The 14,194-nt window shown below is 71.0% G+C and carries 9 protein-coding genes and 1 riboswitch; of the genes, 3 read left to right on the top strand and 6 right to left on the bottom strand.

The window, feature by feature from the left end; translation table 11 throughout:
- Window positions 1–13: 13 nt before the first annotated feature.
- Window positions 14–2,863 (bottom strand): tetratricopeptide repeat protein, encoded by a 2,850-nt coding sequence (locus tag G6O68_RS13895; RefSeq protein WP_165248728.1) that lies wholly within the window; start codon window positions 2,861–2,863, stop codon window positions 14–16.
- 180 nt (window positions 2,864–3,043) lie between these two features.
- Window positions 3,044–3,170, top strand: a riboswitch (cobalamin riboswitch).
- Window positions 3,171–3,593: 423 nt separating this feature from the next.
- Here G6O68_RS13895 and G6O68_RS13890 point away from each other — a divergent pair.
- Window positions 3,594–4,460, top strand: a complete 867-nt coding sequence (locus G6O68_RS13890; RefSeq protein WP_206108092.1) for a PEP-CTERM sorting domain-containing protein — start codon at window positions 3,594–3,596, stop codon at window positions 4,458–4,460.
- Window positions 4,461–4,490: 30 nt separating this feature from the next.
- On the opposite strand, the gene G6O68_RS13885 is transcribed toward G6O68_RS13890, so the two are convergent.
- From G6O68_RS13885 to G6O68_RS13875, 3 genes are all read right to left on the bottom strand, one after another.
- Window positions 4,491–4,937, bottom strand: coding sequence for a hypothetical protein (locus G6O68_RS13885; protein WP_165248724.1), 447 nt, complete (start codon window positions 4,935–4,937; stop codon window positions 4,491–4,493).
- Window positions 4,938–5,069: 132 nt separating this feature from the next.
- On the bottom strand, window positions 5,070–10,331 hold the full coding sequence (locus G6O68_RS13880) for a M56 family metallopeptidase (protein WP_165248722.1): 5,262 nt from the start codon (window positions 10,329–10,331) through the stop codon (window positions 5,070–5,072).
- Window positions 10,328–10,723, bottom strand: a complete 396-nt coding sequence (locus tag G6O68_RS13875; RefSeq protein WP_165248720.1) for a BlaI/MecI/CopY family transcriptional regulator — start codon at window positions 10,721–10,723, stop codon at window positions 10,328–10,330. Before G6O68_RS13875 ends, G6O68_RS13880 begins: the two co-directional genes overlap by 4 nt.
- Window positions 10,724–10,908: 185 nt before the next feature.
- On the opposite strand from G6O68_RS13875, the gene G6O68_RS13870 reads away from it, so the two are divergent.
- Window positions 10,909–12,282, top strand: a complete 1,374-nt coding sequence (locus tag G6O68_RS13870; protein ID WP_165248718.1) for a c-type cytochrome — start codon at window positions 10,909–10,911, stop codon at window positions 12,280–12,282.
- 250 nt (window positions 12,283–12,532) lie between these two features.
- Here the strand turns inward: G6O68_RS13870 and G6O68_RS13865 are convergent, their stop codons facing one another.
- Both G6O68_RS13865 and G6O68_RS13860 read right to left on the bottom strand, forming a co-directional pair.
- Window positions 12,533–12,967, bottom strand: coding sequence for a hypothetical protein (locus G6O68_RS13865; RefSeq protein WP_165248716.1), 435 nt, complete (start codon window positions 12,965–12,967; stop codon window positions 12,533–12,535).
- Window positions 12,968–13,037: 70 nt separating this feature from the next.
- Window positions 13,038–13,541: a hypothetical protein gene (locus tag G6O68_RS13860; RefSeq protein WP_165248715.1), complete on the bottom strand. Its 504-nt coding sequence runs from the start codon at window positions 13,539–13,541 to the stop codon at window positions 13,038–13,040.
- A gap of 446 nt (window positions 13,542–13,987) precedes the next feature.
- Between G6O68_RS13860 and G6O68_RS13855 the strand changes: the two genes are divergently transcribed.
- On the top strand, window positions 13,988–14,170 hold the full coding sequence (locus G6O68_RS13855; RefSeq protein ID WP_165248713.1) for a hypothetical protein: 183 nt from the start codon (window positions 13,988–13,990) through the stop codon (window positions 14,168–14,170).
- Window positions 14,171–14,194: the final 24 nt, after the last annotated feature.

Here is a 14,194-nt window from a genome sequence, read left to right as displayed (position 1 = left end):
CTCCTGCAGAAGATCAGCCGGCCGTCCCGCCGCCCGCCTCGTCGCGGAGCGCCTTGGCCTCGGGATGTTCCGGGTCGGCCTTGAGCACCTCGTCGAGGGTGGCCCGGGCCTCGTCCTTTCGGCCCATGTCGATCTGGACGCGGGCGAGCTTCACCTTGATGTCGGCCGGCTTCTTGGGCTTCAGCTCCAGCGCGACGCGGTATTCCTCGACGGCCTCGGCGTACTTCTTGGCGATCGCCAGGGCGTCGGCCAGGAGGACGTGCGAGGTCGGGCTGTAGACGTCCACGTACAGGCACTCGCGCGCCCACTTCTCGGCCTCGGAGGCGTCGCCGGCGGCCAGCCAGCGCTCGGCGAGGTTGGTGCGGACGGAGAGGTTGTCGGCGTCGTTCTCGGCGATCTGCGCCAGGTCGGCGAGGAACGCGTCGGGCCGCTTCTGCCGCAGGTGGACCCGCGCCAGGTTGGCGATCCACTTGGTGCGCTGGGGGTCGTCCTTGCGCGCCATCTCGTAGAGCCGCTCGGCCTCCTCCAGCCGCCCGGCCTTGAGCGTCAATTCGCCCAGGAGGTCGACGACGCGCTCGTCGGGGTGCTCGGGGTCGAGGGCCGGCTCCAGCAGCGCGAGCGCCGCGTCGTCGTCGCCGATCGAGGTCAGCAGCCGGGCCTTGACGTAGCTGGCGAGCGGGTGGTGTTCCTTGAGCTTCAGCGCCTTGTCGGCGAGCGGCCGCGCGGCCTTGAGGTCGCGGCGGGCGAAGTGCTCGTAGGCCATCTTGGCGTTCAGGTCGGCGTCGTCGGGCTTGGCCTTCAGCTCGCGTTCGAGCTGCGAGAACTTGATCGGCTCCTCGGCGTCGACGCGGGTCCGGATCGACTTCACTACCTCGTCGAGGTGGGCGAGGTACTGCTTCTCGAAGTCCTCCTTGTCGACGTGGAAGCACTCCTGGATCGCGCGATCGGTCGAGAGGCCGCGGCGGTAGGCGGCGAGCATCTTGATCTGGGCGTCGGGGCCGAACCTCTTGGCCATGTACTGGGCGTAGAGCTGGGCCTGGCAGTAGGCCATCTGGCGGTCGTCGGCCTCGTCGGGGCGGATGAAGCCGAGGTTGATGTTGTCCAGGTTCAGCAGCTTCTTGCGCGAGGGGACGCGGTCCAGCAGCAGCTTGTTCCACTCCTGCGGCCGGGGCCCCCCTTCGCTCTCGACGGCCAGGGCCTCGGTGTACCAGTGGGGGATGTTGAACTCGGTCTGCTGCAGGGTCACGACGTGGACGAACTCGTGCTTGATCACCCGCGCCCAGTTGTACGGCTTGTTGGTGGACCGGGGGCTGGCCATCGCGACGACCTTGCCGGTGCAGGCGCCGACCGTGGGGATGAAAGGCAGGGCGATCGTCCGGCCGCTGAACCACTGGTGGTCCTTCATGATCTCGATCTTCGTCCGGCTCGGCGGCGTGTAGCCGAACATGGCGGTCAGCTCGGGCATGACCGATTCGAGGTAGCCCGACATGTAACGCGCCAGCAGGTCGTCCTGGCCGGGGACGTAGGTGGTGATGAAGTGGTCGGTCTCGAGCGCCTTGTAGGTGCTCATGTGCTTGAGCACCTTCATCATGTTGTCGGCGCGGACGTTGAACGGGTCGGCGGCGAAGGCGGCGTTGAACAGGCTCGACGCCTCGTCCTCGCGACCGATCTGCATGTAGAGCATCCCCAGGCCGATGGGGACGTCGGCGCGGCCGGGGTCGGCCTGGGCGGCGAGCAGGAACGCGCGCTCGGCGGTGAAGTACTTGCGGCGGTCGGCCAGGCGCTCGGCGAGCGCCGCGTGGAAGTTCGCCGGGCGGGGGTTGTTCGCGTACGCGGTCAGCTCGGCCAGGGCGGCGCCCGCCGGGTCGACCAGCAGGCGGCACGAGGCCGCGAGGCGCGCCAGCGCGTCCTCGTCGCGGGGGTTCGCGGCGACGGCCTTCTTCGCCGCTTCGAGGGCGTCGAGGAACCGCTCGTCGGAGATGTTCAGGTCGGCGATCAGGACGTGCGCCGGGCCGTAGTTCGGGTTCACCGCCAGGGCGCGCTCGGCCTTGGCCCGGCCCGAGGCCAGGCGGTAGCCCTGCAAATCGGCCTGGCCCAGCGTCACCAGCACCTCGGGCGCGAGCGGGTTGAGCTGCGAGGCCCGCGCCAGCTCCTTCGACGCGGCCCGCTCGTTATAGCCGGCCAGGAACAGCCGGCCTTCGAGCCAGGGGGCCTTCCAGCAGGTCGGGTCGGCCCGCAGGGCTCCTTCGTAGATCTCGTTGATCACGTCGTTCAGCGACTCGGCCAGCTCCTCGCCCCGGGCCGACGCCCGGTAGTAGCGCTCGGCGGCCTGGCCGATCAGCACGAGGGCCTCGGCGTCCTTCGCCACGTCGTCGCGGCGGGCGTTGTAGCGGTCGACGAACCACTTGCAGGCGTCGACCGCCTTCTCCAGCTCGCCGCGCGACTCCAGCAGCCGGACCGCGATCCAGCGGGCGAGCAGGTCGTCGCCGTCGATCGCCAGGGCGCGGGCGACGGCCTCGTCGGCGGCCTCCCAGCGGCCCCGCAGGAAGTGCAGTTCGGCGAGCTTCGCGGGGACCTTCGCCGACTTCGGCCCCTTGGCCTCGGCGGCCTCCAGGAGCTTCACCGCCTCGTCGGATTCCCCCTGGGCGGCCTTGGCCTCGGCCCGGCCGAGCGCGATCGTCCGCTCCAGTTCGGGCGTGAGGCCGTCGGGCTTCTTGCCGGCCGCCTCCGCCAGCGCCTCGTAGGCTTCGTCCGCCTCGGCGTACCGGCCGCTCGCGATGAGCCGCCTCGCCTCGTCCCCGTCGGCCCCGCCGCCCGCCTGGGCGACGAGCGTCGCCAGCACGATGAACGTCCCGTGAACCATGGCAGCTCCTTCCTCGAAGTCGATCGCCCCACGTTACCAGACGGCCGCCGGGGATGGCAGCGCCTCCTCGATCGCGACGAGGTCCCCGAGCATTCTAGGGGGCGTGGCCTTGCGGAGCCCAGGCCGCGCGGGGTAAAGTCCGGCCAATCCGATGGGCGTCCGGCGCGAAGGCGTCGGACAGGAAGCCGGTGAGAATCCGGCGCGGGACCGCCGCTGTAAGCGAGGAGGTCCCCGGACGAAACGCCACTGCGGGCCGACGGCCCGTGGGAAGGCGTCCGGGGGCCGATCGACTCGCGAGCCAGAATACGGCCCTTCGGACACCCGGTCGATGCTTCGGCCTCAAGCATCCGGGGGAAAAGGCGTCTCGCCGCGCGCCCTCCGTGCGCCGGCCGAGCCCGCGCCCTTTTTCTTTCCGCGAGGCCGTCCCCCGAAAGGCCCCGGAAAGGCTCGCCCTTGGACTCCCCGCCCTCGTCGATCCGCGTCGCCGCACGGCCAGCGCCCGTCGCCCCCTCGCGCCTCCCCTTCGGGAAGCCCAGGGGACCCCGCGGCCTCGCCGCGCGCCGAGCGAGGCCCGACGGCCGCCGAGGAGCCTGAGCCCGCGCCGATCCGACCGCCCCCGGGGGGCGTGCACCCACCCGAAACCCGTCGCCGCGACCGTGGCGACCTGGGACCGGGGGCGGTGCGCGCTCCAGCGTCCCCAAGAGATTCGACGACAGGAAAGGAAACGCAGATGAATCGCCTCGCGACGTTTCGTTCGATGATCCCGGCCGCCCTGTGCGGCACCCTCGCCCTGGCCGCCTCGGCCCCCGCCCGCGCCGATTTCGACCCCCAGATCGGCCAGCCCGGATCGAAGGGGATCGCGGCGACGAGCCCCTTGTTCCAGGGCTGGGCGACCTCGGTGGCCGGCTTCGAGCGCGGGCCGCAGAATGCGGCCAATCCCGCCGGGCCGCTCGCCAACGTCGGCACGCCCGAGAACGCGCTCGGCGATCCTTCGAGCGGCCTCGTCTCGCTCGGCGACGGCGGCTCGATCACCCTGGGCTTCGACGCCCCGATCGCCGACGGCGCCGGCGCCGACTTCGCCGTCTTCGAGAACGGCTTCCTCGCCTCGGCCGGGAGCTTCCTGGCCTACCTGGAGCTGGCGTTCGTCGAGGTCTCGACCGACGGCGTCAACTTCTTCCGGTTCGCCGCGACCTCGCTGACCCAGACGAGCACGCAGGTCGGCGGCTTCGGGATGCTCGACGCCCGCGACCTGGACAACCTGGCGGGCAAGTACGTCGCCGGCTACGGCACGGGCTTCGACCTGGCGGAGCTGGCCGGCGTCTCGCCGCTGCTGGACGTGAGGAACGTCAACTTCGTGCGGATCGTCGACGTGGTGGGCTCGATCGACCCGGCCTACGGGAGCTATGACTCGCTCGGCAACCTGGTCAACGACCCGTACGCCACGCCGTTCGGCTCGTCGGGCTTCGACCTGACCGGCGTGGGCGTGATCAACTTCGCGCCCGCCCCGGCCGCCGTGCCGGAGCCGTCGAGCCTGGCCCTGGCCGGGATCGGGCTGCTCGTGACGGCGGCCCTCCGCGCCTGTCGTCGCGCGGCCTAACGCCCACGACCCGGCCGCGACGCGGGCGACTCAGGCCTTCGTCGCGGCCGGCAGCTCGACCTCTTCGTGCTCGGCGTCCTCGTCCGCGTAGAAGTCGAAGAAGTTCTGGCCGGCGATCGAGTCGGTCATCGCCCGCCGCACCGACCGCATCTGGCCGGCGAACTTGATGTACTCCTGGACGAGCTTGCGACGCCGCTCGTCCGGGAGCTTGGTGATGTCCGTATACGACCGGCGGCCCCGGCGACGGTCGCGGAAGCTCCAGAGCCGCTTGATGCGGCGGCCGCTCTCGGCGTCGTCGTATTCGAGCATCCGGGCGTACTGCCGGGCCTTCATCTTCTTGGCGAACCGGATCAGCTCGGCGTCCGACTCGAACCCGCCGACGTCCTCGATCCAGACCACGATCTGCTCGGTGACGATCCGAGGGCCGTGCTCCTCGCAGAGCTGCTGCAGGCTGGCGACGATCTCCGCAGGTCCCATGCGTGGCCCTCCCCGACGGACGGATTGCGCGCGTCTTCCCGACATCCGTACATCAAGTCGATTCTAGGCGCGCGCATGTCCCCTGTCGATGGACTTCCGTGCAGATTCTCGCATGTCGCTTCGTCGAAATCCTCAGCCCGGCGCGGGCGGCCCACCGATCGGTCCCTTCGACGGCCTGGCGGCCACCTCGCCGGCGTCGACGGGGACCGAGTCTTCCCCCTCCGGCACCACGACCAGCCTGGCGGCCTGGCGGTCGACGCGGGGCATGGGATGGTCTCGGAACTCCACCGGCCCGTGCAGGAACGCCGTCAGCCAGTATCGGCCGGGCGCCACGTCGTCGATCCGGAACCGGCCGTCCGGGTCGAACGGGGCGGCGTGGCGGATCTGGGCGGTCCGCTGGAGTTTCTCGATCTCCACCGGGTCGTCCCCCTCGCCCGCGGGGATCATCTCGACGGGCCCGACCTGTCGCCAGTCGATCGGCGGCTCGCCGGGCGGGCCGCCTTCCAGCCGGACCCGGCCGACCACCGCCCGGCCCTGGCCGCCCATCGTCACGGTCGTCGTCTCCCCCGGTTTCGCCTCGATCCGCCCCTGCCAGGCGATGCTCGACCCGACGTTGTCGTAGGTCGGCGTCTCGATCGTGCGGTAGAGCGTGCCCGGTCCCGGGATGACGTTGTCCAGGACGAAGCGACCGTCGGCGTCGGCCCTCGCCCCATAGTCGGTCGCCAGTCTGGGCAGTCGCGTGGCGTAGGCCTGGTGGTCGGGCTCGTAGTCGATCCGTTCGCCCGCGCCCGGCCGCCTGCCGATCAGGACCCGGCCCTCGACCCGTCCCCAGGGGGCGAGCCTCAAGGTCCGATCCTCCGCGAAGGCCTCGCCGGAAAGCTCCGCGAAGCCGGCCGGCGAGGCGGCGAAGACGCGGCATTCACCGTCCGCGCGGGGGTGGCGAAACCGGCCGTCCGCCTCCGTCGCGCCGATCTTCGGGGAGTGCCGCGGGTCGAATTTCGTCCCGACCAGGCGGGCCGACGATCCACGCTTGACGATCACGACCTGGGCGTCGCCGGCGGGCTTGCCGTCGGGGAGCAGGACCAGTCCCTCGTCGGTCGGCTCGACTTCGAGCGCGAAGTCCCGCTCGGCCGCGACCTCGCCCGCGGCGACGACGCTGGACGAGGCGGTCCTGTACCCCGACGCCTCGATCCGGATCCGCCAGCCGGCGTACGGGACGCCGAAGTCGCGCGAAAAAGCGCCGTCGCGCGACTCCCACGCGTCGTCGCGAGACCAGAACGTCCCCGGGGGCCGGCCTCGCTCGTAGCCCGGCACGACCGTGAACCGGGGGATCGGCCGGCCCGTCGCCGCGTCGACGACCTTGCCCGAGATCCTCAGCGTGGGGCGAAGCTCGACGACGTATTCCTGACGGCCTCCCCCGAGGTCGATCCCCGGGCTCGTCATGTAACCGGCCCTGGAGACGTGGTAGGTCGCCCCGTCCCTCGGGGCGTCGGGCCAAACAAGCCGCCCCTCGGCGTCGGTCCGCCCTTCGAACCGGAGGACGCGACGACCGCGCCACGTGTGGGCCGCGACCCGGGCGTCGGCCACCGGGGCGCCCTGAGAGTCGACGACGCGGACGCGCAAGGTGGTCGGCGGGCCCAGCGTGATGACGACCGGAGGCGACTCGCCGGCCTCCTCGATGCGGACCCCCTGCCACTGGGGGCCGTGGCCCCCGGCCTGGACCGTGACGTAAGTCGGCCCGACCTCGGGGCCCTCGAACACGAACTCGCCGTCCTCGTCGGTCGTCGCCGCCGGTACGCCGGGCCGCTCTAGGACGTTGGCGCCCAGCACCGCCACCGCCCCCGCGACCGGCCGGCCTTCCTCGTCGAAGACCTTCCCCCGCAGCCTCCGCCCGCCGTTCGCGGCGGCCCCGGCGGGGGGAGCCTTAGGTGCCTCAACGGGCCCGGGAACGACGATCCTCGGTAGAGGGACAAAGGCGGCGGGATCCTGCGGCGCGTCGAGCGTGATGGGCACTTCTCCGATGTCGACCGGCGCGTCCTGGTCCCCCTCCGGGACGGTGAAGGAGTGGGTCGCCCTCCCGAGCGGAGCCTCGATCGTCCGCGCCCCGGCCCGGGCGGGGGCGTCGACGGACACGATCAGCTTGTAGCGCCCCGGCGGCACGTCTTCGGCGCGGAACCGGCCGTCCGCATCGAAGTTCCCGCCGTAACTCTTCCAGACGTCGACGCCGCCGCCGAAGAGCCGGCCGAGCAAGCCGGCCTCGGCCATGATCCGCGCCGGCTGGTTCCGGCCCCAGTCGATCGGCCTTTCCGGCTTCTCTCGGGCGACTACTCGGCCGACGACGGTCCGGCCGTCGCCGCCGAGGTCGACCCGCGCCGTCTCCCCCGGCTTGACGTCCACCGCCTTCATCCCGACCGGCATGTGGGACGTCATACCTTTCGTGAGCTTGGTGATCAGCACCCGGCCCACGCGGCCGGGCTTCGGCACGACCTTGTCGATGACGAAGCGCCCTTCCGAGTCGGCACGAACCTCGGGGTTGTATCCGACGTTGATCTGCGGCCTCCCCAAGGCGTCCTGGTTCAGGTCGGGCTGATACGTCACCAGCTCGCCCGCGCCCGGCTTCTTGCCGATCATCACCCGGCCTTCGATCCGCCCCCAGGGGGCGAGCCGGATCGTGGGCGACTTCGCGAACTGGGCGGGGGTCGCCTCGGCGAAGCCCGCCTCGCCGGCGGCCACGACGAGGAAGTCGCCCTCCGGCTTGGGGAACGAGAAGCGGCCCTCGGCGTCGGTCGTCGCGATCGGCGTGTTGTATGCCCGGCCGAACGAAGCCCCCTCCAGGCCGACGTAGACGTTAGGCAGCCCGAGCGCGACCTCCGCCCCCGCCGCCGGCTTGCCGTCGGGCCCCAGGACGACGCCCTCGAGCCCCGCCTGCGGCACCAGCGCGAAGTCCTCCGTCACGGCGCCCTCGTCGGCGCGGAAGACGCGCGACTCGGCCGGCTTGTATCCGGGGGCCTCGATCCGCACCCGCACGCCGTCATTGGGTTCGTTGAAGCGCTCCGAGTAGCGGCCGTCGGTCGACTCGCTCGCCTCGCCTCGCCGCCAGTACATCTCGTCACGACCTTCGAAGAGGATCCCCTGGATGACCCGGAATCTCGGGATCGGCTTGCGGGTCGCGGCGTCGATCACGCTCCCGGAGGCGGCCAGTTCGGGGTTCATCGTCACGACGTGCTCCTCGTCCGAAGCCGACAGCGGGATTTTCCGCCCGGCCATCAAGCCGCGGCGATAGAGGGAGAACTGCACGGCGTCGCGCGGGGCGTCCTTCCAGGTCACCCGCCCCTCGGCGTCGGTCTCACCCCGGAACGAGATCAAACCCCGGTCTCGCCAGGACTCGGCCCCGATCGCGACGCCCTCCAGTGGCTTTCCCTCGCGGTCGACGACCCGCACGCGGAGCGTGGAGCCCGGCTCCAGCGTCAGCGTCGCCGGCGGCGTCTCCCCCTCCGCACGCACCAGGACGTCCGCCATCGCGGGGGCGAAGCCGGGGGCCTCCACGAAGACCCAGCCCGCGCCTGGTTCGCAGGGCTTCAAGGAGAAACGACCTTCCGCGTCCGTCGTCGACTCCGGCGGGTTGGAACGGAAGCGGTCGCCCCCGAGCGTCACTTTCGCCCCGGCCGCGGGCTTGCCGTCGGGGCCGACGACGCGGCCGGTCACCGTCGCCCCCTCCCGCAACACCACCGTCGATTCGCCCGACCCGAGCGCCTCGACGTGCCCCCGGATGTAGTCGGGATGCTGGACCCACCCGGACACCCGCCGGAGGTCCGCTGGTGCCTCGCCGATCCCCCAGCGGCCCCGGGCGTCGGTCTTGGCGGTGGAGAGTATGAAGTTGTACTGTCCGATGTCCGACTCGGTGGCGGGGAGGGACAGCTTCACCTCCGCCCCCTCGATGGGCGCGCCCGCCGCATCGAAGACGACGCCCCCCAGCGCCCTCCCGCGGGCCAGCCTCAGTTCCTTCACGTCCGGGACTACGATCGGCCGCCGGGTCGTCCAGGAGACGAAGGCCGGCACGAACCCGGGCTTCCGGAGCGAGAACGAGAAGCGGCTCAGATAGGCGTCCCGATCATACTCCGTGCGAGCCTCGCCCGCCTTCGACGTGAGCACCTTCGTCACGACCGATTTGGAAGTACTTCCGAGGTAATACTGGAACTCGACCTCCACCCCCTCCAGCGGCTCGCCCGTCTCGGCGTCGAGGGCGCGGACGGTGAGCGTTTTCGACGCGGGTGCGTCGGGTTTCGCGGCCGGCGGCTCGTCCTGGGCGCGGAGGACGGCGGTGCCGCCGATCAGGGCGGCGAGGGCGGTGCAGAGCAGGAGCGCGGGCATGACGAGACTCCTGGGGAGGGGGGAGCGGTGGACCATCCGTTGCAGCGCGGCGATTCGGCGGCGGACGTCCCCGGCGCGGGCCATGGCGAGGCCCCGGGCGGGGGGGCGGTGGGCCGCCTGGAGGGCGAGGCGCGCCAGGGCGCGGGCGTAGGTCGCGACGTCGCCGAGCTGGTCGACGGCCACCGCGTCGCAGACGGCGTCGCAGGCCGAGGCGTGCGCGGCGCGGATCCGCCAGGCGAGCGGGTGGAACCAGAGCACGATCGACGCCAGGTGAAGCGCGTCGTTCCAGAACAGGTCGCCGTTGCGGACGTGGGTCAGCTCGTGGACGAGCACCGCGTCCAGGTCGGGCCCGGGGGCGTCCAGGCCCCTCCCCGCCGGCAGCAGGATCACCGGCCGGACGACGCCGGTCAGGCACGGCGACGCGATCGCCCGGGTTTCGACCACGCGGACCGGCCTCGTCATCCCCAGCCGCTCGGCGGCGGCGCGGGCCGCTTGCTGCACGGCTTCGGGCGCGGCGTCGGCCCGGCGGACGACGCGCGACAGCCGCCACGCCCCGATCGCGAGGCGTAGAACGAAGACCGTACATCCGACGCCCCAGCCGACGAGCAGCCAGGTCCCGGGCGCGAGCGGCGGCCGCGCCGGGACGACTGGCGCGGCGACCGGCGCCGGCGGCGAGGCGGCCGGCCGGATCGGCCCGGCGACCTCGACCGAGGGGAATCCGATCGGGGTTTCCGAAGAGGTCGCCGCCATCTCCGCGACCGCCGCGGCCGAGACCCGCTCGACCGCGGTCCGGGCCGGCGGCGCGACCCGCCAGCGGAACAGCGGCGGCGCGAAGGTCAGGCCGACGATCGCGACGAGCCCCACCGCCGCCGCCCGCCAGGCGAGCACCCGCCAGCGCGGGTTGCGTCGCGAAACGGCCCACGACGCGCCCCACGCCGCCGTCAGGACGGCCGTCGCCTTCAGGACCAGCAGGAGCCCCGAGGGGGCGTCCGCGAGCCAGCCGAACATCGCCGTCGCGCTCATTTCCGCCTCCCTTCGTCGGCCCTGGGATTCGGCTCGTCCGGCTGTTCCTCCGCGAGCTTCCGCAGGGCGATCAGGTCGTCCTCGCTGAGCTTCTCGGACCGGATGATGTTCAGGACGAGGTTCTCCATCGAACCGCCGCAGTAGGCGTCGACCAGCTCGCCCAGCATCGTCCGGAACGCCGACCTCCGCCGCGTCGTCGGCTTGTAGAAGTACGCCTTCCCCACCAGCCGTCGCGTGACGTGCCCCTTCTCCAGCAGGGTCGTCAGGTGCGACCGCAGCGCGGGGTTTTTGATCGGCTCGGGGAACCTCTCCTGAAGCTCCGCCGGCTTCATCTCGCCGTGCTCCCAGAGCAGGCGCATCACCTTCAACTCGCCCGGCGTCAGTCGCGACATGGCCCCTCCCCTCCTCCGAATCGACGATGTGCAGAAACTACCGCACATGGGATCCGACGTCCAGGAAAATGTGCAGGATCTCCCGCACATTGAGGCCGATCGCTCGCCGCGACTTGGCCGGCGCGGGGGCCGGGTATAGAATCCCCCGGTGACGAGCCCCGATGCACACCCCTCGATCCGGACCCATGCGAACAGCAACCAACCGACTCCGCCCCGGCCTGGTCGTCCTCGCGTCCCTGATCGTCGGGGCGGCCTTCGCGAAACGGGCCCTGGCCGACGCACCCTCCGCTCCCGATCCGGCGGCCGTCGAGCGCGGTCGCGAGGCGCTCCTGGGCCGGAGCTTCCTCAAGGCCGAGTGGGCCGACGAGGCTTACAAGGGGGTCGCACGATTTTGGGACGAGCCCGCGCCGGATCCGGAGAAGGACCCGGAAGGCTACGCGCGGGCCTTCGCCAAGCGGTACGGGTTCCACCCCGCCCCGTTCCCGAACGACGGCCTGCCGATGGGGCTGAAGCGGTCGGTCAAGGCCGACGGCAAGACCCGGGGGATGCAGGTCGACTGCCTGGCCTGCCACGGCGGGTCGATCGGCGGAACGAGCTACGTCGGCCTGCCGAACACGCAGATCGACTACACCGGCTTCTTCCTCGACCTCTTCCGCGCCGACGGCCGCCGCACGCCGCTGATGCCGTTCGTCCTGAACAGCGCGAGGGGGACGACCAACGCGGGGATGATGTCGGTGGTCCTGATGAGCCTGCGGAACACCGACCTCTCGTCGCGGACGTTCCCCCTGGCGATGGGCTCCAACCTGCCGGAGCTGGACGCCCCGCCGTGGTGGGTCCTCAAGTACAAGACGAAGATGTACTACGACGGCCGCACCCCGGCCGACTCGTCGCGCTCGATCATGCAGTTCCTGCTCGCCGAGAAGACGGCGGCCGAGTTCGAGGAGCTGGAGCCGACGTTCGCCGACATCCACGCTTATATCCAGAGCATCGAGGCCCCGAAGTACCCCTTCCCGATCGAGGCGGAATCCGCCGCTCGCGGCCGGGCCGTGTTCGAGAAGTCGTGCGCCGGCTGCCACGGGACTTACGGCGAGACGGTCGACTACCCCGGCGAGGTCGTCCCTCTCGACGTGGTGAAGACCGACCCCGCGCGGATCGAGGGGCTTTCCGACCGCTTCGTCGAGCACTACAACGCGACCTGGTTCGCCGCCAAGCACCCGGTCGACGTCGACTCCGAGCGCGGCTACCAGGCCCCTCCCCTCGTCGGGATCTGGGCCAGCGCCCCGTACCTCCACAACGGCTCCGTCCCGACCCTCCGCGCCCTGCTCGACTCCCCCCGCCGCCCGGCCCGCTACCTCCGCCCGCCATCGACCGACTTCGAGCACTACGACCGGCGCGACGTCGGCTGGAAGGCCCAGGTCCCCGCCGGCGCCGAGGTCAAGGAACCCCGCCGCCTCTTCGACGCCTCCCGCTACGGCCTGGGCAACGGCGGCCACACCTTCGGCGACAAGCTGAGCGACGCCGACCGCGACGACCTGATCGAGTACCTCAAGACGCTCTGACCGCGGGGCGGCTCGACCAAGGCCAGCCCGTCACATCCCGGCGAGCCGTTCCCGCGGGAGACGGATCGCGGGTCCATACCCTGCTTAGAGGTCGCGCCGCGACAAATCGTCGACTCTCTGGAGGCAGGTCAAGCCGAGAGTTGATGGCCGATCGACGACTCGGAATCGAGCCGACGCCGCCTCGGCTTCACCCACGTCCGAGCGATCGTCCCGACCGCCGGTTGGCCGCACCCGCTCTCACTGCGAATCCCTAGGCGTCCATGTCCGTAGCATTCCTCAGGAATCGCCCGATCTGCTCCCTGACCCATGGATAGCCGGCCTCGACGCGTCGGGCCTCCGAAACGACTTCCGCGTCCCTCAGGAATTCCGGGTCGCCCACGATTTCGTCGAAGATCGTCTCCAGAACCTCGTCCCTCACCCCCGGGTTCCGGAAGGGCAGGCGTAGGGTTTCCAGGATGACGCCCACGCGGCCCGGCAATTGGGATCGGATGATCAAGTTGGCGCTATAGCATGCGATCGACTCGTCCGTCTCGTCGACCTGGGCCTTCAGGATTTCGGTGATCGTTCGAAGCCCTTCTTCGCCGCAGCCCCGGACGAAGTCGACGTAGGACCGATCGTCCAACTCTTGATGAATCTCCGCGCCCTCTCGGATGATCTCCAACAAACGATCCGGATCGTACTGCATCTTCTTCGGCGACTCCGCACTCCGGCTGCTTGCCCTGAACTTCCCACCTCGATCGATCGCGGTCTCGACGTCAGGAGTCCGGGGTGCCGAGCCGCTCGCGCAGCCGGGCCGCTCCGTACTCGCCTCGCGTGCAGAACTTGCAGGTGCAAAAGGGCCGCCGCCCCTTGGCGGTCGGGAAATAACGCCATCCGACCACCTGCGGCAGGGCGCGGATCCGGTGGATCTCGCTCGCCGCGACGCGCCGAGGGATGACGACCTCCCAGCCCAGACGAGGCTCCGGCTCGGCGAACATCGCCGCGGCGACGGCTGCGGTCACCTGCCGATGCTCGTGCGCGTAGCGACCAACCCAGACCGGCTCGTCGTCGGCGATGCGGAAGTCGATCCCGACGATCGCCCCTCGGCCGCGTCGTCTCAGCTCGCGAAGCCATTGGTGGGTGACGAAGAAGTCGCTGGTGATCGGCATCGCGAAGAGGCCGCCGGAGTGTCCGTCGTCGGGCCTCCTCAGGCGGCCGATGCCGCGGCGACGGATCCGGGACGCCCGCGACTCCGGGGCCAGATGGACGAACATGGGCATCGCGGGAGACTCCCCCAGGGCGGAAGGCACGAACTGAGGTAGGTCGGGGCGAGGCGGCGGCGTTCGCCCTTCGGGCATGCACCCGACACCGAGGCCTCGCCGCCGGTTCGTGCGGCACCTCGGATCGTCGCTCCCCGCGAATCGCCCCACATCGACCCGCCGGGATTCGGGATGCGTGGACGATTTGCGAGATTTTGCGTCAGCGATCCCGGATCGAGGGCCATCGTCCAATCAAGGGCCGTCGCGCGCCGAACGGGCGCGACAATCGAGCCGCGGCGTTCGAGGGGAGGCGACTCATGCAGCGGGAAGCGGAAACTCCCGAATTCCCTCCACCGAGGCTTCGCGGGACGCCTTGACACCGCGTCGTCCACCGAAAACCAAGGGAAAGCGCGCGAACGAAGCCAATTTCTTTGAGTCGTTAAACTCCAATCAGGAATCCACTTACGGTGAAAATCGCGGCGCGCGAACGAACCCAATCGAAGCCGACCCCGATGAGCCCGGCCGGGGTCGCCGGCGGGCCTGCTGAGTTCGCCGCGGTCGCGTCGACGGGAGCCATCGATCAGCAGGCCGGAGGGGGCGATCCGCCCGAGACCGCGTGGCGAAGCGCGCCGAACGAAGCCAATTCTTGACGGCTGCAAGCCAGTTTTAAGTCA

The organism is Paludisphaera soli (assembly GCF_011064595.1).
GTDB lineage: Bacteria > Planctomycetota > Planctomycetia > Isosphaerales > Isosphaeraceae > Paludisphaera > Paludisphaera soli.
The sequence above is the reverse complement of the archived record's forward strand: the minus strand, read 5'-3'. Positions and strand labels throughout refer to the sequence as shown.